Here is a 22,111-nt window from a genome sequence, read left to right as displayed (position 1 = left end):
GGGCTGCGTGCTAATATAGCAACCTCAAACTGGGGCTACAATGCGAAAAACCCCCGGGCCAACCGAACAGAATCATTCAAATGCAATTAACCCGCACCATTGCTTCCATCCTCATCGCTGCCGTGGCATTTTCTGCCACCCCCAGCTTTGCAGAGGGTGAAGATGCCCCGCTTCCGGGCGATTTCCAGCCAGCCCCCCTTCCCAAGGCACCCAAAGCCAAACCGCTGAACCTGCCACCTGTCAGCCCCGCTCCTGCCCCCGAGAAACGCAGCGAAGCGCGCCAGCAGCAGGCAAACCAGACAAAAACCACAAAAAAGGCCAGCGCCAGCAGCAAGAAAGCCAGCAAAAACAAGCCTCAAGCCAACAAACCCGGCAGCAAAGCCCGCAAGGCAACACAAGTTACCCGCACGCAAAAAGCTAGCAAAAAGCGCGCCCAGGCAAGCAAGGCTGTGGCAAAACGCCAGAAAACCACGCTGCGCAGCCAGGCCAAGGCTCGTCAGACAGTACGTAGCAAAAAAGCAACGTTACTGAAATCCAAGGCGGTGCGCGAGGCAAAACGCCAGAAAAGCCGGCCAAACGCCCGCGTACAAAAAACAAATAGCCGCCAGCTGCAAGCCAGCAAAAAAGCGGCAAAGCGCAGCAAGGCCGTAAAAAAGACACGGCAGCATCTTGCCAAGCAGAAAAAGTGACGGCATAATTCGTCTTCTTCGCCGGTGTAGCTCAGTTGGTAGAGCAGCTGACTTGTAATCAGAAGGTCGAGGGTTCGACTCCTTTCTCCGGCACCAATACCAAAAGCCCCGCACAGCAACTGTGCGGGGCTTTTGCTTTATCCTGCTGCCCTGCCTGGCAGCAGGGCAGCCGTCATCAGACCGGCTCTACCGCCTCGCCCTCCTGCTGTAAACGCCACATTTCCGCATAGCGCCCACCTTGGGCCAATAGCTCACGATGCGTGCCGCGCTCCACAATACGCCCACCATCCATCACCAGAATGCAGTCGGCCTCGGCGATGGTGGACAAGCGGTGCGCAATGATCAGCGTGGTACGGTTGGCCGCAATACTGAGCAGCTCGGCCTGGATGGCTTTTTCGGTACGCGAATCCAGCGCACTGGTGGCCTCGTCAAAAATCAGCACCGGCGGGTTTTTCAGAATGGTGCGGGCAATGGCCACGCGCTGCTTCTCGCCGCCCGACAGCTTGAGCCCGCGCTCGCCCACCGTGGTGTCGTAGCCATCCGGCAGCCCCATGACAAAATCGTGAATGTGCGCCGACCGGGCTGCTTCTATTACCTCATCGCGCGTGGCATCGGGCCGGCCATAGGCAATGTTGTAGTAGATACTGTCATTAAACAGCACGGTATCTTGTGGCACGATACCGATATGCGCGCGCAGGCTGTCCTGGCTGAGTTCGCGCACATCCGTGCCGTTAAAGCGGATCGCCCCGCTGCTGACATCGTAAAAGCGGAACAGCAAACGCGACAGCGTGGACTTGCCCGCACCGCTGGCGCCCACCACTGCCACGGTATGGCCGGCAGGAATGTCAAAACTGACATCGTGCAAGATGGTGCGTTTGGCGTCGTAGCCAAAGCCTACGCCCTCAAAACGGATCGCCACTTCCCGGCTGGCTAATGGCTGTGCCGACGGGCGGTCTGCTACCTCGGCCCCGACATTCAGCAAGGTGAACATGCGCTCCATATCCGCCAGGGAATGGCGGATTTCGCGGTAAACAAAACCCAGGAAATGCAGCGGCGCCCACAACTGGGTAATAAAAGTCGCCACCAGCACCACATCCCCCACCGTCATCTCGCCCTGGTTTACACCGCGTGCGGCCAACCACATGATCAGCGTGACACCGGTGGCAATGATCACGCCCTGCCCCGCGTTAAGGAACGATAGCGATACCTGGTTCTTGATGGCGGACTGCTCCCACGACGCCAGGTTGCCGTCGTAACGACGGGTTTCGTAGCCCTCGTTACCAAAGTACTTGACCGTTTCGTAGTTGATCAGCGCATCGATCGCCTTGCTGTTGGCCTTGGAATCCAGGTCATTCATGCTGCGGCGAAACACCGTGCGCCACTCGGTAATCACCAGGGTAAACACGATATAGATGGCAATGGTGGCAAAGGTCACCACGGCAAACCAGGCATTGTAACGATGCAACAGAATGCCGATCACCAGCCCGATTTCCACCAGCGTAGGCAGGATGTTGAACACGGTAAAGTTCAGCAAGAAGCCGATACCCTTGGTGCCGCGCTCGATATCACGGCTCATGCCGCCAGTCTGGCGCTCCAGGTGAAACCGCAGGCTCAGGCGGAACAGGTGCGAGAACACCTCGCGCGCCACCGTGCGCACCGCCCCCTGCACCACGCGGGCAAAAATGGCATCGCGCAGCTCGCCCAGCACACTGGACAGCAACCGCGCCAGGCCATAGCCCGCCAATGCCATCAGCGGCACCACGGCCATAGTGGCCGGCAGCGACAGCTGGTCCACGATATCTTTCAGGTACAGCGGCGTGGTCACCCCCGCCACCTTGGCCGCAATCAGGCAGGCCAGCGCCAGCAGCACGCGCAGCTTGAAGCGCCACAGGTACGGCAGCAGGGTCTTCAGGGTTTTCAGGTCGTTACGGTCGGTCGGCGGCGGGGTGTTGCCGTGGGCAAAATGACGCATGCAGGCTTTCGGTGGTGGCGGTGCGGCTTAATGCAGCACGCGCGGGGCAATCAGGTGGAATTCGGGAATCTCGGCGTCAAAGGCATGACCATCGTCGGCTTCCATCTGGTAGCTGCCGCGCATGGTGCCATACGGGGTCGTCAGCGCCGAGCCGCTGGTATAGGTGTAGCTTTCGCCCGGCTGCAGGTGCGGGTGCTCGCCCACCACCCCCATGCCGCGCACCTCTTGCACCTTGCCGGTGGCGTCGGTAATCACCCAGTGGCGCGACAGCAGCCTGGCCGGCTGCTCGCCCGTGTTCTTGATGGTGATGCGATAGGCAAACGCGTAGCGGTCTTCTGCCACGCTGGAGTGCTGCTCCTGGTAGATAGCCTCGGCCGATACGGTGATATGGTATTTCTGGCTCACGATAAGTCCTTTGATGCGGGCGGCCAACTACTGGCCGCCACAGCGCGATACGAAGGCTAATTGTACGCCACGCATCGCGCCGGCGGGGGCGATCGCTTACAATGGCGCCCATTTCCAGCCCTGCCCACGATAACGCCATGAGCCAATTCCGTATTGCACCGTCCATCCTGTCTGCCGACTTTGCCCGCCTGGGCGAGGAAGTGCGCAATGTCATTGCCGCTGGCGCCGACATCATCCACTTCGACGTGATGGACAACCACTACGTACCCAACCTCACCATGGGCCCAATGTTCTGCGAGGCGATTCGCCCGCACAGCAGCGCTCCTATCGACGTGCATCTGATGGTAAAGCCGGTAGACGCACTGGCTGCCGCGTTTGCCAAGGCCGGTGCCGACATCATTACCTTTCACCCGGAAGGCTCCGAGCACATCGACCGCACCCTGGGCCTGATCAAGGAAGCAGGCTGCAAAGCCGGCCTGGTATTCAACCCGGCCACCCCGCTGAGCTACCTGGACCACGTGATGGACAAAATCGACATGGTGCTGATCATGTCGGTGAACCCCGGCTTTGGCGGCCAGAAGTTCATCCCGCATGCGCTGGAAAAAGTGCGTGCCGCCCGCCAGCGCATCGATGAATACACCGCCAAACACGGCGGCGAAATCTGGCTGGAAGTGGACGGCGGCGTGAAAGTAGACAATATCGCCGAGATTGCCGCCGCTGGTGCCGACACCTTTGTCGCCGGCAGCGCCATCTACAACACACCAGACTACAAAGCCACCATCGACGCCATGCGCGCCGAGCTGGCCAAGGTTGGCCGCGTGTGAACGGCTACATCGTCACAGGTGCCTCTCGCGGGCTAGGCGCCGCGCTGGTGGCGCAGCTGCTGGCCGACGGCGGCCACGTGGTAGCCATTGCCCGCGACTGCAGCCCACTGCCGGCGCACCCGCAGCTGGCCACCATCGACGCCGACCTGGCCGACAGCCACCTGCTGCCACTGCTGGCCGAGCGCGCACTGGCTCAGCTGGCCAGCTGCGCCAGCCTCACGCTGATCAACAACGCCGGCACCGTGCAGCCCATCGCCAGTGTCGGCAGCTTTGCCGACGGCGTGGCCGAGCAGGCCCTGGCGCTGAACCTGACGGCGCCAGTTGTGCTGTGCAATGCCTTTGTGGCGCACACTGCCGGTTTTGGCGGCACGCGCCGGGTGCTGAACATCTCGTCGGGTGCGGCGGCCAACGCCTACCCCGGTTGGGCGGTGTACTGCGCCAGCAAGGCCGGGCTGGACCACTTCACCCGCACCCTGGCACTGGAGCAGCAGGCGGCGGCCAACCCTGTGCTGGCGGTATCGCTGTACCCCGGTGTAGTGGATACCGGTATGCAGGGCGAGATTCGCGCCGCCGACCCGGCACACTTCCCCAACCTGCCGCGCTTTACCGCACTGAAGACCGAAGGCCAGCTGACCCAGCCCGCCGACTGCGCCGCGGCGATCTGCCGCTACCTGCATAGCGCTGGCTTTGGCCAGCAGGCGGTGGCGGATATACGCCTGCTGTAAAGTGCCAGCGCCGCACAAAAAAAGCCGCCCAGTGGGCGGCTTTTTTACGCTGGCGATAGCTTACTTCACCTTTTTAGCCTGCGGCTTGCGCGGCTTGGCCTTGGCTGCAGCCTTCGGCGGCAGCGGCATGGCTTCGGCCGGGGCGGCGGCTTCGGCAGCATCTACATGCGGCTCGGTGGCCTCGGCAGCCTCCTCGCCATCATGCTTGCCCGTTACGCCAGCAAACCACGACGGCGGCTTGAGCTCGTCCAGCGTCAGCACGTTGGCCGCAGTGGGCACCACGGTGAACACCGGCTGGCCGTGGTTGCGCACGGCCATCTGCGTACGCAGGGTCATGCTGAAACCCGTCAACTTAGGGACACGCAGCGTGCGCTGCTCTTCCATGGCTAGCAGCTTGGCCTGGCTATCCACCAGCAGCTCGGTCTGGCTGTCGGATGCCAGCTCGCCCTGCGTCTTGGCCACCTCCTCGGACAGCTTGTCAGCCAGTGCCTGCACCTCCTTGCTGGCGCTATAGCGCTTCACGCGGGCGGCCACTTCCTGCAGCATGACACGCCCCAGCTGCGCATCGGCTGCCGGGTCCAGCGTGAGGCGGATGCGATAGCTGGCGCCCTTCTGGCGGTCACTTTCGCTCAGCGGCTGGAAGGTAAAGGCTTTTTTGTCCACCGCTGCGTACGCCTTGCCGATAATCAGCGGCAGGTCGCGCATCACGGCATCCACCGGGATATCCGCTACTTTGTCTTGCGGTGCATTGAGTTTCAGCAGCTTGCCGTGCAGCTGTGGCAGCGCCAGGTCCAGCGCCGAGGCATCCACCCAGGCGGTCAGGGTATTGAGCTGAAACAGCATGGGCACGCGCACCCAGCTTTCCACATTGGGCCGGGCAAAGCGGAAGGTTGGCACCAGCTCGATGCGGCTGGCCGGCATGTCTACCGCACCGCGCATGTCGAAGCTAAACGAGCGCGCCACGTCTTTGACCAGATCCGGGTTGGCCAGGCTGCCCAGCTCGGCCGGGATAGCTAGGTCGCTGATGCGCAGGCTGCCGTCAAAGTTGTAGCGCGCATCCAGGCTGCTGTGCTGCAGGGTGTAGATGGCAGCATCGTCTGCCGTCTTGTTGGCCAGCGGCGACGTGGCGCAGCCGGCCAGCGCCAGGCTGGCGGCTACGGGCAGGCAGATTCGGGTAACAAAAGGCATGACACTCTCCCGGGCAGCAGTGCGGGTCAGGCCGCGCCACCATGACAAAAGAAAGTGCGCATCATAAAGAAGCCACCGCGCCGGCACAAGGCGCGATGGCGGGCATCCTGTACAATGATGGCCATTTCTATTGCCACCCTGCACTGCCATGAACCTGAAACACATCAAAGCCATCGCCTTCGACCTGGACGGCACTCTGGTCGATTCCATTGCCGACCTGGCCGCCAGCGCCAACGCCATGCGCCAGGCACTGGGCCTGCCAGCGCTGGACGCCGAGCGCATCAAAAGCCATGTGGGCGACGGCGTGGCCAGCCTGGTGCACCGCGCCCTGACCGACGACAAAGACGGCCAGGCCGACGAAGCGCTGTGGGCACAAGGCTTCACGCTGTTTATCCAGCACTACCGCGCCAACCTCACCACCCACACCCGCATGTACCCCGGCGTAGCAGAAAGCCTGAACCTGCTGCGCAGCCTGGAGCTGCCGCTGGTGGTGATTACCAACAAATCGCACCGCTTGGCCGTGCCGCTGCTGGCCGAGCTGGGTATCGACACCGCCTTCAGCATGATTCTGGGCGGCGACAGCCTGGCCGAGAAAAAACCGTCGGCGCTGCCGCTGCTGCATGCCGCCGCCGTACTGAACGTGAAACCGCAAGAGATGATCATGGTCGGCGACTCGGAAAACGACATCCTGTGCGCCAACAAAGCCGGCGCGCTGGCCGTGGCGGTAAGCTACGGCTACCGCGATGCGGCCATGCTCGGTGCCGACCTGGTAGTAGACAGCCTGGTCGACCTGTTTGCCCTGCTGAAAAAGTCGGCCGACCCGCACGCCAACGTGCGCATGTAATGCTGCAGCGCCGCGCCGCCTGTACGGCGGCCGGCTTTTGCGACACAATAGCCCTGCATACCGACAACATTCCCCCGCTGCCGACATCATGAAATTCCTGCCCAATCGTGCCAGCTGGCGATGGCAAAGCCCAGCCCGCCGCCGCTCATCCCACGAAACGAACTGACACCATTGGACACCCGCATGACACCGCAAGCTTTCAACGAGCTGGCCCAGGCCGGCTATAACCGCATTCCTGTTACCCTCGAACTGTTCGCCGACCTGGACACCCCGCTGTCGGTGTACCTGAAGCTGGCCAACCAGCCCTACTCCTACCTGCTGGAGTCGGTGGTGGGGGGCGAGCGCTCTGGCCGCTACTCCTTCATCGGCCTGCCAGCCACCACGCGTATCCGCGTGCAAGGCAACAGCGTGCAGGTGGAATACGGTGACAAAGTCATCGAGCGTTACGAAGGCAACCCGCTGACCTTTATCGAAGAATTCAGCCAGCGCTTCAACACCCCGCCTATCGACGGCCTGCCGCGCTTTACCGGCGGCCTGGTAGGCTACTTTGGCTACGACACCGTGCGCTATGTAGAGCGCCGCCTGGCAGCCACGCAAAAGCCCGACCCGGTAGGCACGCCCGACATTTTGCTGATGCTGTCCGAAGAGCTGGCCGTGGTCGACAACCTGTCCGGCAAGCTGTACCTGGTGGTGTATGCCGACCCGGCCGTGCCCAATGCCCTGCCCAAGGCCAATGCCCGCCTGGCACAGCTGCGCGCCCGCCTGCGCGACAACGTGGCCATCCCGCTATCGCTGCCGTCCACTGCCACCACCGCACAGAGCGAATACGGCGAAGAAGCCTTCAAGCGTGACGTCGCCAACGCCAAAAACTACATTCTGGACGGCGACATCATGCAGGTAGTGCTGGCGCAGCGCATGAGCATGCCGTTCAGTGACTCGCCGCTGTCGCTGTACCGCGCGCTGCGCAGCCTGAACCCGTCGCCGTATATGTTCTTCTACCACTTCGACGACTTCCACGTGGTAGGCGCCTCGCCAGAGATCCTGGTACGCCGCGAGAACGACACCGTCACCGTGCGCCCCATCGCCGGCACCCGCCCGCGTGGCAAGACCCGTGAAGAAGACCAGGCACTGGCAGAAGACCTACTGGCCGACCCGAAAGAAATCGCCGAACACGTGATGCTGATGGACCTGGGCCGCAATGATGTTGGCCGCGTGGCCGACACCGGCAGCGTGAAGATCACCGACAATATGGTGATCGAGCGCTACTCGCACGTAATGCACATCGTCTCCAGCGTGGAAGGCACGGTCAAACCGGACGTGTCCAATATCGACATTCTGAAAGCCACCTTCCCGGCCGGCACCCTGTCCGGTGCACCCAAGGTACGCGCCATGGAAATCATCGACGAGTTCGAGCCTACCAAGCGCGGTGTGTACGGTGGTGCCGTCGGCTACCTGGGCTTTACCGGCGACATGGACCTGGCCATTGCCATCCGTACCGCCGTGATCAAGAACGAGGTGCTGTACGTGCAGTCCGGCGCCGGCGTGGTGGCCGATTCGGTACCGCAGTCGGAATGGGAAGAAACCCAGAACAAGGCCCGCGCCGTGGTGCGCGCCGCCCAGCTGGTACAAAGCGGCCTGGACGCCTGACAGCACCGCGCTGCGGCCAACCTTTTCCCAGCCCGCCATTGGCGGGCTTTTTCATGGTTCAGGCCTCGCCCGTTACCGGCAGCTCGCGCTGCGCCAGCCAGTCCTGCAACTGCGGTGGCGCCATGGGCCGGCCATAGAAATAGCCCTGCACCTCGTCGCAGTGCAGCGCGTGCAGCTGGGCCAGCTGGCTGGCGGTTTCCACGCCCTCCGCAATGGTGACAAAGCCCAGCGAGCGCGACAGACTGACAATAGCCTCCACGATGGCAGCGCCGCGCGGGTCGTTGTCCAGGTCCAGGATAAAGCTGCGGTCGATCTTGAGCCGGTCTATCGGGAAACGGCGCAGATAGTTCAGCGATGAATACCCGGTACCGAAATCGTCTATCGACAAACGCACGCCCAGCGCGTGCAAGCGCTCCATCACCAGCAAGGCATCGTCCGGGTTATCCAGCACCACGCTTTCGGTCAGCTCCAGCTCCAGGCAGGCCGGCGCCACTCCGGCGTCGGCCAGGTACTGCGCCGCCTGCTGCACCAGCCCCGGCTGGCGGAACTGCAGGGCAGACAGGTTCACCGCCACCTGCGGCACCGCCACCCCGGCCGCGTGCCATGCGGCCAACTGGCCGATGGCCTCGCGCATTACCCACGCCCCTAGCGGCACAATCAGGCCGCTCTCCTCGGCCAGCGGGATGAACTCGCCAGGCGACACCATGCCCAGCGTGGGGTGCTGCCAGCGCACCAGCGCCTCCACGCCCACCAGCTGGCCATCCAGTGTGCACTGCGGCTGGTAGTGCAATAGCAGCTGCTGGTTGTCCAGCGCACTGCGCAGGTCCGATTCCAGCTTGAGGCGGCTGACGGTGCGCTGCTGCATATGCTGCGCAAAGAAACGGAAGGTATTGCGCCCTTCGTCTTTGGCGCGGTACATGGCCGCATCGGCACAGCGCAGTAGCACTTCCAGCGTGTCGCCATCGGTGGGGGCCATGGCAATGCCAATGGATGGCGTCACCACCATATCGTAGCCGGCAATGGCATAAGGCAGCCCTAGCGTAGCCAGTACGTGTTCGGCCCAATGCGCCGCCTCGGATGCGCTGGTTTCCGGCATCAGTACGATGAATTCGTCCCCACCCAGCCGCGACAGGGTATCGCGCTCGCGCACGGAGCTGGCCAGCCTGCGGCCAACTTCCTGCAATAGCTGGTCGCCCACGCTATGGCCCAGGGTGTCGTTGATGTTCTTGAAACGGTCCAGGTCGATGAACATCAGCGCCAGGCTGCTGCCATGGCTATGCATGGCAGATAGTGCCAGGCCGGCGTGGTCGCTCAGCAGGGCGCGGTTGGCCAGGCCGGTAAGGCTGTCGTAGTAGGCCAGGCGGCGGATATAGGCTTCCGACTGTTTCTGGCTGCTGATGTCGCTGAATACACTGATGTAGTGGCTGATCTGCCCGTCCTCACCACGCACACTGGATATGGACTGCCACTCGGGAAACACCGTGCCATCCTTGCGCCGGTTCCAGATTTCGCCCTGCCAGTAACCGTGCTCGTCGATGTCTTGCCACATGCGCTGGTAAAACGCCCGGTCCTGGCTGCCGGACGACAACACGCTGGGGCGCTGGCCGCGCACCTCTTCCAGACTGTAACCGGTAATGCGCGTGAAGGCGGCGTTGACTTCTACAATACGCTGCTGGCCGTCTGTGATGAGGATGCCGTTATGCGCGGCAGCCATCACGCGCGCCCATAGCTGCAGCGCGCCCTCGTCGCGGCGGCGCTGGGTCACGTCGCGCGACACCATGATGCAGGTTTCGCTACCGTTGGCCGCGACCTTGCGTGCGGCAGACAGCTCGAACCAGTGCGGGCCGTCTGGCAACACCAGCATGATCTGCTTGCCGCTGGATTCGCCGTGACATAAGGCTTCGACAATCACGCTATGAATAATGGCCGCCTGCTCTGGCGGCATGGCCTCGTGCACGTGTTTGCCCAGCAGGTATTCACGTGGCGAGACCAGCTTGTCGCTGGCAGTATGCGACCACACTTGCAAGTAGCGCCCGTCGGCGCTCATTTCAAACAGCAGGTCGGGAATGGCCTGCAGCAATGCCTCTTGTTCCTTGGCCAGGTTGCTGGCGCTGCGTTCGCGCTCGGCCAGCTCGCCCAGCGTGTGCTGCAGCTGCCGCTGCATGGTGTTGAATGCCTCGCACACGGCACGGGTTTCGCTAATCCCCTGCAAGGGCAACACCGGGGCGTGGCCGTGCTGCGCCAGCTGTAGTGCCGCTGCCTGCAGGTTGGCCAGCGGGCGTGCTACGTACAACCACAGCAGCAAATACAGCACCAATAGCAGGCAGCACAGCATGACGCAGGGCAGCACAAAGCTTTGCTGCAGCTTGCTGCGCTCTAGCGCCAGCTGCGGCCCCAGGTCGTAGGCCAGCACCACCATGCCTTTGCGCACGCCGCGCAGCTCTTGCCCTTCCTGGTCGGGCACGGATACCGCCAGGTACAGGTACTGCTTGTCGTAATCGGGGTGCAGGATGGCCAGGCTATGCTGCCAGGCCTGCTGCAACAGGCCGGCAGGCAAGCCTGGCAAGGTGTCGATGCTGCGGCCAACGTCTTGCTGCTGCATGGCGTGGGCAATCAGCCCACGGCTATTGGCCACCACCGCTTGTGCCAGGCGGGCGTCGGTCGCCAGCAGCATCAGCTCTTCGTTCACGCGCAGCGGGCCGGATAGCGACAGTTCCTGCAGCAGGTGGTAGGCGTCTTTCTGCGCTACCAGGCTGACGTCACGGAACGCTTGCTGCCTGCGGCCCTGCTCGGCCACACCGTAGGCGCCCGCCAGCGTGAGCAGCAGGAAAAACAGCACCACCATGGGCAGCAGGCTTTTCAGGGATAAGCGCATTACCGCCCCCCTTCCACAAAATCCGGCACCGCCAGACGGCCTAGCTGTACCGGTTTGGGCAGCAGGCCGGCACGCGACATCACATTGGCCAGGTTACGGGCTTCTTCGTCCAGCCGCCCGCCTAGCCAGCGCAGGTTTTCCTGCCGCCCCGGCAGGCGCAGGCCGGCAAATATCGGCGGCAGCTCGGCGTGTTTTACCCCCATCTGCGCGGCCATATAGGCATAGGCTTCGCTGCGCTGGCGGCTGAATTTGTCCAGCATGGCAAAGTGGCTATCCACCAGCGCCTGCACGGCCTGGCGAGTGGTGAGCAAGGCATCTTCGCGCACGGCCAGCACATCCACGATACGCCCGGGGATATCGGCGCTACTGAACAAAACGTGCGCGCCACCCGCACGCAGGCGGCTGGCCTGCGGCTCCATGGTGACCACGGCATCGATAGCGCCAAAATCAAACGCGGCTTCGTGCTGATCCAGCAACAGCGGCACGGGGATCACCTGGTCACGGCTCAGGCCCGCACGCTGCAGCATGGCATCCAGCATCACCGCCCCCACTGCGCTGGCTTCCACACCGATACGGCGGCCGGCCAGCTGGCCCAGGCTGGTAATACCGCTGCGCGCCAGCACCACGTCGCCGCCGTGCGAGACATCCAGCACGGCAATCACTTTTAGCGGAATACCTTCGGCCAGCGCGCTGATGACTTCATCCAGCGTCAGGCAAGCACCATCCAGCATGCCGGCACTGAGCGCCCGCAGGCTGCTGGTAGACGAACTGATACGCAGCAGACGCACCTGCTTGTGGTTCAGCACATGGCTATCGGCAGCCCAGGAAATAAACAGATAGCCTGGCCAGCCGTTACTGCCGATACGCAGCAGTGGCTCCGGCGTGGTACAGCCAGCCAGTGCCAGTGCGGCAAGGCCGGCTTGCAGCAGCTGGCGGCGGCTAAGGTGGCAGGATCGGGGCAAGTAAATGTTCATACAGCCAAAACAAGTGGGTATTTAGTGAATCATACTTAATAACCACCATGTTTCTATAGGTATTGCAGGAAATGGTGCGCTATATCACCTGCAGGTCACCCCGAGTGTAGCCACTGGCGCATAACGGGCTGTGCCTGGGCCAGTGCCGGGCCGGATAGCAGGGCAATGCCCTGTGCCTGCGCCCGCGCCGCTTCGCTGTCGGTAGCCGGGTATAGCGTGGCCAGCATGGCGTGGGCGTGCAGGCCACCCAGGCTGGCGGCACTATCGAGCTTGAACAGGTTATCCAGCCCGATACCGCGCTGGTGCAGCGCGGTGGGCGCCGTGGTTTTGCACTCCACCAGATAGAGCTGGTTATTGCACAGGATGGCCACGTCGTATTCGTTGGCCACCCCGTCGTGCACTACTTTCACCCCCACGGCCGCATCGCTGATGGGCAGGGCGGGCTGTAGCGCTGCCACCTGCGACAGCAGCCACACTTCCAGCCAGCCGCCGCCAAGAAAAAAACGCACCGATGCGTCGTGGCAACGCACGTGGCCAGCCTGATCGATCTCCACCAAGCCGCAGCTGGCCAGCCAGTGGCGCAGCGCCCGCTCGCCGCGCGGTAGTGGGTGGCGGCTGTACTGGCGGGTGTCCAGGTCATTGCACAGGCGGTTCAGCAGCGATAGCGCCGCCGGGCGCTGCGCGGCCAGTGCGGCCAGGCCGGCTGCCAGTGCCTCCAGCCGCTGCGGGCGCTGGGCCAGGCGGTAATGGATATGCTCGATACGGCTACCGTACAGCGCAAAGTAAGCCGCCAGCGTCAAGCCATCGGCAATATCGCTGCCGGTGCGCAGGCCGGTGTGCTCGCCACCCAGCAGCCAGATCAGGCGGTCGCTATGCGGGGCAATACTCATCAGCGGCAGCTGGCGCTCGCGCGCCAGGTCGTAGGCCAGCGCAGCCTGCACCGGCGACGCGGCACTGATATTGAACGCCACCGCCCCCTGCGCCAGTGCGGCCAACTGCTGGCGCAGCGCCAGCGGCTGGGTATCGGCCGCCAGCGTCACCACACTGGCCGGCAGGTGCAGGCTACGGCACACCCCGGCGATATCGGTAGCCAGCCCCAGCTCGCTACGGTGGCACAGCAGGCTGACCTGGCTCACGCCAAAGCGGCGGTCCAGCGCGGGAGTGATGATGTCGCTTTCTACACGGTTTACAAAAGCCAGCAGGTGCATGGCAAAGCCTCGGCAAGAGATGGCAGCATCTTAGCCACGCCAGAGGGCTGCGGCCAAGCCTGCACTATGCCGCAGGCGGCAAAACGCCGCGCTCAAGCGGCCTGCTGCGCCGCCCGGATAACCGACAGCAGCGCCGCCAGCTCGGCCAGGCCGGCCTGCCACTGCGTATGGCCGGACGCCACATTGATATGGCCGGCATCGCGCAGCCATACCAGCGGCGCCTGCCACAGCGCGGCCATGCGCGCGCTGCGCAGCGGCAGGCTGTACGGGTCGCTGTCGCTGGCCACTACCCGCGCAGCAAAAGGCAGCGCGGCCTGCGGCAGCGGGGCAAACGGCTGCAGCTGGGCGGGCGCGCTGGCGCGCTCCACATCGGCCGGGGCCACCAATAGTGCACCGGCCAGCTTGTTACCGTAGCGGGCGGCGTAGTGCGCCACCGTAGCGCAGCCCAGGCTGTGGGCGATGACCACCACCGGCTGCGTGGCAGCCTCTACCGCTGCGTCCAGCGCGGCCAGCCAGTCGCCCAGCTGCGGCGCGTGCCATTCGTGGTTGGCTACGCGCTGCGCGCCCAGCAGCTGCTGCCAGTGGCTTTGCCAGTGGTCCGAGCCGGAGTTGTTCCAGCCCGGCTGGATGATAAAGTCGAACCCGGAAAAATCGTATGCCATGCCGCTACTCCTGCCAATGTCATTTGCTGTTACCTTAGCAGCGCTTTTATATTTCCAAAAAGACTGATTTATTGTTTTTTTATTTCTCATGGCAATATAAACGCCCAAGGAAAGCGCGCCTGATCTGGTAAAATCGCCGCTGCCTAGGTGCTTGCCCGGCTCGGCCGGCAAGTTAAACGGGAAACAGCCCCAAGCTGTGCTGCCCCCGCAACGGTGTGTTTCATCTGGCTGCCCCGCGCAGCTGCCCGGCCCCTGCGCCACTGTACCTGCCGGTACGGGAAGGCGGGCCAGTGGCGAAACCAGCCCGGATACCGGCCCAGGCCACGCTGTGTGCCGCCAGACACCCTGGCCGCACGCTTTACCATGCTGCGGAGGGCGGCATGCGGCCAGCCCCCTGCCCGCCCGCCCCCGCTGTACACCGGAAACACCGTGCAGCCCATGTCTTCTCTTTCATCACCGCGCCCGGCCCACACTGCGCTACGCCTGCCCCCGGCCAGCCTGCTGGCCCTGCTGCTGGCCATTAGCGTGACGACCTTGCTGCTGGCCTGCGCCAGTGGCAGCGTGGCACTGGGGCCCGGCCAGTTATGGCAGGTACTGCAGGGCCGGGGCGATGCGCTGGCCACCACCCTGCTGCAGCTGCGGCTGGAACGCGCCCTGACCGCCTGGATAACCGGTGCCGCGCTGGCGCTGGCCGGCCTGCTGATGCAATCGCTGCTGCGTAACCCGCTGGCCGACCCCTACGTGATGGGCGTCTCCGGCGGCGCCTCGGTGGGCGCCCTGCTGGCGCTGTGGCTGGGCCTGGCCGTGTGGCAGGTAGACCTGGCCGCTGTTGCCGGCGCGCTGGTGCTGTCCGGTGTGCTGTTCTGGCTGGCGCGGCGCGACTTTGGCCGCAGCAGCGGCACCGTGCTGCTGCTACTGACCGGTGCGCTGCTGTCTACTGCTTGTGGCGCGGTGATTTCGCTGCTACTGACCATTGCGCAAGACAACCAGCTGCGCGGCATGGTGTTCTGGCTGGTGGGCGATATCTCCGGCACGCCGCTAAGGCCGTGGCCGTGGCTGGTGCTGCTACCGGCCATGCTGCTGGCCTGGTGGCAGGCCCCGGCCATCAACCTGCTGGCGCTGCACGGCGACCACGCCGCCACGCTGGGCGTGCCGCTGGCGCGGCTGCGCCGCCTGCTGCTGCTGCTGGCAGCCAGCCTGACTGCCACCGCCGTCAGCCAGGGGGGCAGCATCGGCTTTGTCGGCCTGATGGTGCCGCACGCCTGCCGCCTGGTGTGCGGGCCCAACCTGCGCCTGCTGATCCCCGCCTCCATCCTGGCCGGCGCCAGCCTGCTGGTACTGGCCGATACCCTGGCGCGCACCGTGGTGGCACCCATGCAGCTGCCGGTGGGCATTCTTACCGCGCTACTGGGCGTGCCGGTGCTGTTCTGGCAGCTGTCGCGCACGCGCCGGAGGCTGGCATGATGCTGCACACAGACAAACTCAGCATTCTGCAAGGCCAGCGCCACCTGCTGCACCAGCTGGGCTGGCAAGTGCAGGCCGGCGAAGTATGGTGGCTGGCCGGGCGTAACGGCTGCGGCAAAAGCACGCTGCTGGCCACGCTGGCCGGGCTGCGCCCCCCCGCACAGGGCAGCATCAGCCTGTGCGGCCAACCTTTAGGCACCACCGCACCGCGCCTGCGCGCCCAGCGCCTGGCGCTGCTGCCGCAAGCCAGCCACGACGCCTTCGACTACGCCGTGATCGACGCGGTAGCCGCCGCGCGCTACCCGTGGCCAGACGACGGCCACAACCCCGGCCGCATTGCCGCCGCGCTGAACGCCTTCGACCTGGCACGCTTGGCCGAGCGCCCGCTGCAGGCGCTATCCGGCGGCGAGCGCCAGCGCGTGGCGCTGGCCAGCGTGATGGCGCAAGAAGCCCCGCTGATCCTGCTGGACGAGCCCACCAATTCGCTGGACCTGGCGCACCAGGCCGCGCTGCAAGTACAGATACGCCGCTGGCAGGCCGAGGGCAAAGCCGTTGTTGTGGTGAGCCACGACCTGCAGTTTGCCCCCGCCATCGCCAGCCATGCCCTGCTGCTGGACGGCGCCGGCGGCCACAGCCAGCACCCCCTGGCCCAGCTCAGCGCCACCCACCTGGCAGAGGTACTGGGCTACCCGCTTACCCGCATCACCCATGCAGGCCACCCCTGCTTTTTACCCGGACACAGCACATGAGCCACACCGACGACCAAGGCCGCACCGAACGCCACAACGCCCGCATGGCACGCAAAAAAGAAATCATGGACGCCCGTATCGCCGCTGCCGACCAGCACCGCGGCGTATTTATCGTGAACGCCGGTAACGGCAAAGGCAAAAGCTCCAGCGGCCTGGGCATGGTGATGCGCGCGCTGGGCCACGACATGCAGGTAGGCGTGGTGCAATTCATCAAAGGCGCCATGGAAACCGGCGAAGAGCGCTTTCTGCGCCGCTTCCCCGAGCAGGTGCAGTTCCACGCCATGGGCGAGGGCTATACCTGGAACACGCAAGACCGCGAACGCGACGTGGCCCGCGCCAGCGAAGCCTGGGCCAAGGCACGCGAGATGCTGCAAAACCCGGCCATTGGCCTGGTGCTGCTGGACGAGCTGAACATCGCGCTGAAGTACAAATACCTGGACGTAGAGCAAGTACTGGACGACATCCTGGCGCGCCCGCTACACCAGCACGTAATCGTGACTGGTCGCGGCGTACCGGACGCGGTAGTGGAAGCCGCCGACACCGTCACCGACATGACGCTGGTCAAACACGCCTTTGCTGCCGGCATCGCCGCCCAGCCCGGCGTGGAGTGGTAGGCAAAGAGAACCTGAACCCCGTTGGCCACGAAAACCACGAACCAACACGAAAATAAGCCGTCATGACATTGATAGATACAGACCAAACAGCGACCAGCCGTCGGTTCTGTTCGTACCTTTCATGGTTTTCGTGGCAAAACGTTTTCCGCTATGCCCGACGGCTTGGCTGGATAAATACCAAGACAAAACCCATTAGCCACGAAAGAACACAAAAGCAAAGCTGCCCATTGCCATAGCACGCAGGCCTGAATGGTACCCAAAATGCCCAAGCCAAACGGCAAGCAACAGCAGTTTTTCGTGCCCTTTCGTGGTTTTCGTGGCCAAAAACCAAATAAAGAAAGCCCCATGAGCTGCAAAGCCCTTCTGCTGTCTGCCATCGCCTCCGGCCAGGGCAAGACCACCGTTACCGCCGCGCTAGCGCGCCGCCTGGTGCGCGACGGCTACCGCGTGCGCGTGTTCAAAACCGGGCCGGACTTCATCGACCCGCTGCTGCTGGCTGCCGCCAGCGGTGGCACGGTAGACGTGCTGGACCTGTGGATGTGCACGCCCGCGCAGTGCCAAAGCCTGCTGGCACAAGCCGCCGCCGAAGCCGACTACGTGCTGATAGAAGGCGTGATGGGCCTGTACGACGGCCAGCCGTCCAGCGCCGACCTGGCCAAACAGTTTGGTGTGCCGGTACTGGCGGTGCTGGACTGCAGCGCCATGGTGGGCACCGCGCTGGCCATTGCCCGTGGCCTGCGCGACCACGGCAAGCTGCCGTGGGCCGGCCTGCTGGCCAACCGCGTCGCCAGTCAGGGCCACGCCGACATGATTCGCGCCTGCGCCACGCCAGACCTGCCGGTAGTAGGCTGCCTGCCGCGCCAAGCCGAATCGCTACCCGAGCGCCATCTGGGCCTGCACTTGCCTAGCGACCTGCCAGACCTGGCCGCGCGGCTGGACGCGCTGGCCGACGCGCTGCAGCTGGACCACGCCGTGCTGGCCGCCCTGCCCGACTTCGCACCACAGGCCCCAGCCCCGGTGGCCCTGCCGCCGCTGCTGGCCGGCAAAACCATCGCCGTGGCGCACGACGCGGCCTTTGCCTTTGTCTATGCGGCCAACCTGCGCACGCTGCAGGGCATGGGCGCGCGCATCGCCACCTTCTCGCCGCTGGCTAACGACCCCATTCCGGCCGATGCCGACGCGCTGTGGCTGCCCGGCGGCTACCCCGAGCTGCACGGTGCCACGCTGGCGGGTAACACGCGCTGGCTGGCCAGCGTGCAAGCCTTTACCGCCGCCGGCAAACCGGTATGGGCCGAATGCGGCGGCATGATGGCGCTGGCCGAACAGCTGCACGACACCCAGGGCCAGCCCCACCGCATGGCGGGCATCCTGCCGGGTAGCGTCAGCATGACCGCCAAGCTGGCCGGGCTGGGCAGCCAGGGTTGGCCGCACGCCGCTGGCGAGCTGCGCGGCCACACCTTTCATTACTCGCAGTTCGACACCCCACTGCCTGCCGCCGCCACCTGCCAGCGCAAGGCCGGTGGCAGCCCGGGCGAGGTGGTGTACCGCCATGGCAGCGTGCAGGCCAGCTACTTTCACGCCTACTTTGCCAGCCAGCCCGCCGCCGCTGCCGCGCTATTCCTGCCGGAGGCCGCATGCTAGGCACCAGCCTGCTACTGGCCGCCGGCCTGCTGGCCGACCGCGTGCTGGGCGAGCCCACGCGCTACCACCCGCTGGTGGGCTTTGGCCGCGCGACCAACTGGCTGGAAAAACGGCTGAACGTTGGCCGCAGCCGCCTGCTGCGCGGCGCTTTTGCCTGGGCGCTGCTGGTGCTGCCGCTGCCGCTACTGCTGGCCTGGGTACTGGCGCAGCTGCCCACGCTGGCCGCCACCGTGCTGAGCGTGGCGGTGCTGTACTTTACGCTGGGCCGCCAGAGCCTGATCGACCACACCCGCCCCATTGCCGACGCGCTGCTGCAGGGCAAGCTGGCCGAGGCGCGGGCGCTGACTGCGCGCATTGTCAGCCGAGACCTGAGCCAGGCCGACGACAGCGCCATCACCCGCGCTGCGACCGAATCGCTACTGGAAAACGGCCACGACGCCGTATTCGGCGCGCTGTTCTGGTTTGCCGTAGGCGGCGCACCGGCGGCGCTAGCCTACCGCCTGGCCAACACGCTGGACGCCATGTGGGGCTACCGTAACGACCGCTTCGAACGCTTTGGCAAAACCGCCGCCCGCGCCGACGACGTGCTGGGCTACGCGCCCTCGCGCCTCACCGCGCTGGCCTACGCCTTGGCCGGCAATACGCGGCTGGCGCTGGCCAGCTGGCGCCGCCAGGCACCGCAGTGGGATAGCCCCAACGCCGGGCCGGTGATGGCCGCCGGCGCTGGCGCGCTGGGCGTGCAGCTGGGCGGCGCCGCCGTCTACCACGGCCAGCTGGAAGCGCGGCCCGCGCTAGGCGCAGGCCCGGCCCCGCGCGCTGGCGACATCCGCCGCGCCGCGCAGCTGATGGACCGCGCCATCGTGCTGTGGCTGCTGTTGGCGCTGCCGCTATGAGTACACCTCTGCGCCCTGTGCACGGCGGCAACCTGCTGCAAGCCGTGGCCCGCTTTGGTGGCACGCCCGAACAATGGCTGGATTTGTCGGCCGCGCTGAACCCGCAGCCCTACCCGGCTGCGGCCACCGACCCCGCGCTGTGGTACACGCTGCCGCAGCCGGACGCCGCCCTGCACGCCGCCGCCTGCGCCTACTACGGCGCGGCCAAGCTGTTGCCGGTAGCGGGTAGCCAGGCCGCCATCCAGGCGCTGCCACGGCTGCGGGCCCCCGGCAGTGTAGCAGTGGCGCACCCCAGCTACGCCGAGCACGGCTGGCGCTGGGCACGCGCCGGGCACCAGGTAGCGCGCCACCCGCACGCCAAGCTAGCCGCGCAAGCGGGCCAGGTGGACGTGCTGATCCTGTGCAACCCCGACAACCCCAGCGGCCAACGTTGGCCGCAACACGCGGTGCTGGCCATGACGGCGGCGCAGGCGGCACGCGGCGGCTGGCTGGTGGTGGACGAGGCATTTGCCGACGTGACGCCCGCGCTGTCCGTAACCGCGCACGCCGCCACGCAGCCCGGCCTGGTGGTGCTGCGTAGCCCCGGCAAGTTCTTTGGCCTGGCCGGTTTGCGGCTGGGCTTTGTCGCTGCCGCGGGCGATATCCTGCAGGCGCTGGACGACGAGCTGGGGCCGTGGACCATCCCCGCGCCGGTGGCGCGCATTGCTAGCGCCGCGCTGGCCGACACTGCATGGCAAGCCAATGCGCAGCAGCAGTTGGCCGCGGGCCACACCCGCCTGGCCGTGCTGCTGCAGGCGCACGGGCTACCAGCTGATGGCTGCCATTTGTTTGCCGGCGGTGCCACCGCGCACGCCGCAGCCCTGCAACAACACCTGGCGCGGCACCACATCTGGTGCCGCCTGTTTACCGACCCGCAGCCCCGCTTCCGCCTGGGGCTGCCCGCCAGCGAGGCGCACTGGCAGCGCCTGGCCGCAGCGCTGGCCCGCTTTGCACCGGATACTTTATGAAACCCATCGCCCTTGCCCTGGCCTGCACCCTGGCGCTGCCCGCCATCACCGCCAGCGCCGCACCGATTACCGTTACCGACGACCAGGGCCAAACACTCACCCTGCCCGCCCCAGCCAAACGCGTGATCAGCCTGGCGCCGCACGTGACCGAGCTGATCTACGCCGCCGGTGGCGGCAGCCGGCTGATTGCCGCCGACGCCAACAGCAACTACCCGCCCGCAGCCCAAAACCTGCCGCAGGTGGGCAGCTTTCGCGGTATCGATATCGAACGCGTGATTGCCGCCAAGCCCGATTTGCTGATTGTGTGGCTGCACGGCCCGGCCGAAAAACAGCTGGCGCAGCTGAAGGCGCTGGGCATCCCCATGTATTACAGCGAGCCCAAGCACCTGGCCGACATCCCCGCCAGCCTGCGCAAGCTGGGTACGCTGCTGGGCAGCAGCACCGCTGCCGAGCAAAGCGCCCGCCAGTTTGATACCGAGCTGGCCGCGCTGCGCCGCCAGTACGCCGGCAAGCCCAAGCTGCGCGTGTTTTACCAGGTGTGGCACAAGCCGCTGTACACGCTAAGCGGCCAGCACATCGTCAACGACGCCATCGAGCTGTGCGGCGGCCAGAACATTTTTGCCCAGCTGCCCATCCCCGCCCCGGTGGTGAGCGAAGAATCGGTCATTGCGGCCAACCCGCAGGTAATGCTGGCCGCCGGCATGAAAAAACAAGACGACCTGCAGGCACGCTGGGCCGGCATCAACGCCGTTGCCGCCGTGCAGTACAAGCAGCAATACCAGATCGACAGTGACATCCTGAACCGCCCCACCCCGCGCTTCCTGCAAGGCACCCGCGCCGTGTGCCGCAGCCTGGACGCCGCACGGGCGGTCTACGCGAAAGTAAAACCATGATCCACACCACACCGCATTACCACCGCATTGCCTGCCTGTGTACCGAGGCGGTAGAAACCCTGTACCTGCTAGGCGCCGAGGACCTGATCGCCGGTATTTCCGGCTTTACCGTCTACCCGCCCGAAGCCCGCCAGCAAAAGCCCAAAATCAGCGGCTTTTCCAGCGGCAAGCTGGAAAAAATCATGGCGGTCACGCCCGACCTGGTGGTGGGCTATTCCAGCCTGCAAAGCGATATGCTGAAAGAAGTGGCCGAAGCTGGCGTGGATATCCTGCACTTCAACCACCACAGCGTAGACGGCGTACTGCGCATGGTGCGCGTGCTGGGCAGCCTTACCGGCCGCCGCCACGCCGCCGAGCTGCTATGCGAGCAGCTGGAAGGCCAGATCAGCGCCGCCCGCCTGGAAACCGCCGCGCGCGACGCCGCCGGCCTGCCGCGCCCGCTGGTGTATTTCGAAGAATGGCACGACCCCATCATCAGCGGCATCGGCTGGGTGGGCGAGCTGATTGCGCTGGCCGGCGGGCGCGACGCCTTTGCCGAGCTGGCCGGCCACGCCCGTGCCAAACAGCGCATCGTGGCCGATCCGCAAACCGTGATAGACCGCCAGCCAGACCTGATGGTAGGCAGCTGGTGCGGCAAGCGCTTCCGCCCCGAAACGGTACTGGAACGCGACGGCTGGCAAGGCGTACCAGCGGTGCGCAACGCCGAGCGCGGCCATATCATCGAGATCAAGTCCGCCGACATCCTGGCCCCCGGCCCCACACTGATCAGCCGCGGCCTGCCGCAGCTGCAGGCGCTGATCCGCCAATGGCACGAAGACCGCGCCGGCTAAGCATCTT

20 protein-coding genes, 1 tRNA gene and 1 riboswitch are annotated in these 22,111 nt (G+C 65.2%); of the genes, 14 read left to right on the top strand and 7 right to left on the bottom strand.

The genetic code is table 11. From position 1 onward, the window contains the following. Positions 1-80 precede the first annotated feature (80 nt). Both ACZ9XP_RS12515 and ACZ9XP_RS12510 read left to right on the top strand, forming a co-directional pair. Positions 81-689 carry a hypothetical protein gene (locus tag ACZ9XP_RS12515; protein ID WP_147687738.1) on the top strand — a complete coding sequence of 203 codons (609 nt, stop codon included), beginning with the start codon at positions 81-83 and terminating at the stop codon, positions 687-689. A 20-nt stretch (positions 690-709) separates the two neighbouring features. Beyond that, positions 710-785: transfer RNA gene (locus ACZ9XP_RS12510), tRNA-Thr, on the top strand. Positions 786-864: 79 nt separating this feature from the next. Here ACZ9XP_RS12510 and ACZ9XP_RS12505 read toward each other — a convergent pair. Next, entirely contained in the window at positions 865-2,661 is a 1,797-nt protein-coding gene (locus tag ACZ9XP_RS12505; protein ID WP_147687736.1) for an ABCB family ABC transporter ATP-binding protein/permease, read from the bottom strand. A gap of 27 nt (positions 2,662-2,688) precedes the next feature. Beyond that, positions 2,689-3,066, bottom strand: coding sequence for a Co2+/Mg2+ efflux protein ApaG (gene apaG / locus ACZ9XP_RS12500; RefSeq protein WP_240803462.1), 378 nt, complete (start codon positions 3,064-3,066; stop codon positions 2,689-2,691). A 137-nt stretch (positions 3,067-3,203) separates the two neighbouring features. Between apaG and rpe the strand changes: the two genes are divergently transcribed. Both rpe and ACZ9XP_RS12490 read left to right on the top strand, forming a co-directional pair. After that, positions 3,204-3,890 carry a ribulose-phosphate 3-epimerase gene (gene rpe, locus ACZ9XP_RS12495; RefSeq protein WP_147687734.1) on the top strand — a complete coding sequence of 229 codons (687 nt, stop codon included), beginning with the start codon at positions 3,204-3,206 and terminating at the stop codon, positions 3,888-3,890. Continuing rightward, a complete protein-coding gene (locus tag ACZ9XP_RS12490) occupies positions 3,887-4,615 on the top strand; it encodes an SDR family NAD(P)-dependent oxidoreductase (protein ID WP_147687732.1) in 729 nt (242 codons plus the stop codon). Before rpe ends, ACZ9XP_RS12490 begins: the two co-directional genes overlap by 4 nt. A 60-nt stretch (positions 4,616-4,675) precedes the next feature. On the opposite strand, the gene ACZ9XP_RS12485 is transcribed toward ACZ9XP_RS12490, so the two are convergent. Continuing rightward, positions 4,676-5,803, bottom strand: a complete 1,128-nt coding sequence (locus ACZ9XP_RS12485; protein WP_147687730.1) for a hypothetical protein — start codon at positions 5,801-5,803, stop codon at positions 4,676-4,678. A 148-nt stretch (positions 5,804-5,951) separates the two neighbouring features. Between ACZ9XP_RS12485 and ACZ9XP_RS12480 the strand changes: the two genes are divergently transcribed. Together ACZ9XP_RS12480 and trpE are read left to right on the top strand one after the other, a co-directional pair. Continuing rightward, a complete protein-coding gene (locus tag ACZ9XP_RS12480; RefSeq protein ID WP_147687728.1) occupies positions 5,952-6,647 on the top strand; it encodes a phosphoglycolate phosphatase in 696 nt (231 codons plus the stop codon). A gap of 183 nt (positions 6,648-6,830) precedes the next feature. After that, positions 6,831-8,294 carry an anthranilate synthase component I gene (gene trpE / locus ACZ9XP_RS12475; RefSeq protein WP_147687726.1) on the top strand — a complete coding sequence of 488 codons (1,464 nt, stop codon included), beginning with the start codon at positions 6,831-6,833 and terminating at the stop codon, positions 8,292-8,294. A 58-nt stretch (positions 8,295-8,352) separates the two neighbouring features. On the opposite strand, the gene ACZ9XP_RS12470 is transcribed toward trpE, so the two are convergent. From ACZ9XP_RS12470 to ACZ9XP_RS12455, 4 genes are all read right to left on the bottom strand, one after another. Then, positions 8,353-11,169, bottom strand: a complete 2,817-nt coding sequence (locus tag ACZ9XP_RS12470; protein WP_147687724.1) for a GGDEF and EAL domain-containing protein — start codon at positions 11,167-11,169, stop codon at positions 8,353-8,355. Continuing rightward, on the bottom strand, positions 11,169-12,143 hold the full coding sequence (locus tag ACZ9XP_RS12465) for an ABC transporter substrate-binding protein (protein ID WP_147687722.1): 975 nt from the start codon (positions 12,141-12,143) through the stop codon (positions 11,169-11,171). Before ACZ9XP_RS12465 ends, ACZ9XP_RS12470 begins: the two co-directional genes overlap by 1 nt. 95 nt (positions 12,144-12,238) lie before the next feature. After that, a complete protein-coding gene (locus ACZ9XP_RS12460) occupies positions 12,239-13,351 on the bottom strand; it encodes a Card1-like endonuclease domain-containing protein (RefSeq protein WP_147687720.1) in 1,113 nt (370 codons plus the stop codon). Between the two features lie 92 nt (positions 13,352-13,443). Then, positions 13,444-14,013, bottom strand: coding sequence for an alpha/beta hydrolase (locus ACZ9XP_RS12455; protein WP_147687718.1), 570 nt, complete (start codon positions 14,011-14,013; stop codon positions 13,444-13,446). 128 nt (positions 14,014-14,141) lie between these two features. Then, positions 14,142-14,347, top strand: a riboswitch (cobalamin riboswitch). A gap of 104 nt (positions 14,348-14,451) precedes the next feature. Between ACZ9XP_RS12455 and ACZ9XP_RS12450 the strand changes: the two genes are divergently transcribed. The 8 genes from ACZ9XP_RS12450 (at position 14,452) to ACZ9XP_RS12415 (ending at position 22,104) form a co-directional block, all read left to right on the top strand. Continuing rightward, positions 14,452-15,477, top strand: coding sequence for a FecCD family ABC transporter permease (locus ACZ9XP_RS12450; RefSeq protein WP_465188543.1), 1,026 nt, complete (start codon positions 14,452-14,454; stop codon positions 15,475-15,477). After that, entirely contained in the window at positions 15,474-16,226 is a 753-nt protein-coding gene (locus ACZ9XP_RS12445; RefSeq protein ID WP_465188542.1) for an ABC transporter ATP-binding protein, read from the top strand. Before ACZ9XP_RS12450 ends, ACZ9XP_RS12445 begins: the two co-directional genes overlap by 4 nt. Continuing rightward, a complete protein-coding gene (cobO, locus tag ACZ9XP_RS12440; protein ID WP_147687712.1) occupies positions 16,223-16,840 on the top strand; it encodes a cob(I)yrinic acid a,c-diamide adenosyltransferase in 618 nt (205 codons plus the stop codon). Before ACZ9XP_RS12445 ends, cobO begins: the two co-directional genes overlap by 4 nt. 345 nt (positions 16,841-17,185) lie before the next feature. Next, positions 17,186-18,481 carry a cobyrinate a,c-diamide synthase gene (locus ACZ9XP_RS12435; RefSeq protein ID WP_465188541.1) on the top strand — a complete coding sequence of 432 codons (1,296 nt, stop codon included), beginning with the start codon at positions 17,186-17,188 and terminating at the stop codon, positions 18,479-18,481. Then, positions 18,475-19,374, top strand: a complete 900-nt coding sequence (gene cbiB, locus ACZ9XP_RS12430) for an adenosylcobinamide-phosphate synthase CbiB (RefSeq protein WP_147687708.1) — start codon at positions 18,475-18,477, stop codon at positions 19,372-19,374. The genes ACZ9XP_RS12435 and cbiB overlap by 7 nt, the downstream gene beginning before the upstream one ends. After that, positions 19,371-20,381 carry a threonine-phosphate decarboxylase CobD gene (gene cobD / locus ACZ9XP_RS12425; protein WP_147687706.1) on the top strand — a complete coding sequence of 337 codons (1,011 nt, stop codon included), beginning with the start codon at positions 19,371-19,373 and terminating at the stop codon, positions 20,379-20,381. Before cbiB ends, cobD begins: the two co-directional genes overlap by 4 nt. After that, positions 20,378-21,274 (top strand): cobalamin-binding protein, encoded by an 897-nt coding sequence (locus ACZ9XP_RS12420; RefSeq protein ID WP_465188540.1) that lies wholly within the window; start codon positions 20,378-20,380, stop codon positions 21,272-21,274. Before cobD ends, ACZ9XP_RS12420 begins: the two co-directional genes overlap by 4 nt. After that, on the top strand, positions 21,271-22,104 hold the full coding sequence (locus ACZ9XP_RS12415; RefSeq protein WP_465188539.1) for an ABC transporter substrate-binding protein: 834 nt from the start codon (positions 21,271-21,273) through the stop codon (positions 22,102-22,104). Before ACZ9XP_RS12420 ends, ACZ9XP_RS12415 begins: the two co-directional genes overlap by 4 nt. Positions 22,105-22,111 lie beyond the last annotated feature (7 nt).

The organism is Vogesella perlucida (genome assembly GCF_979366545.1).
Note: the sequence above shows the minus strand (reverse complement) of the source record. Positions and strands in the feature narration are given on the sequence as shown.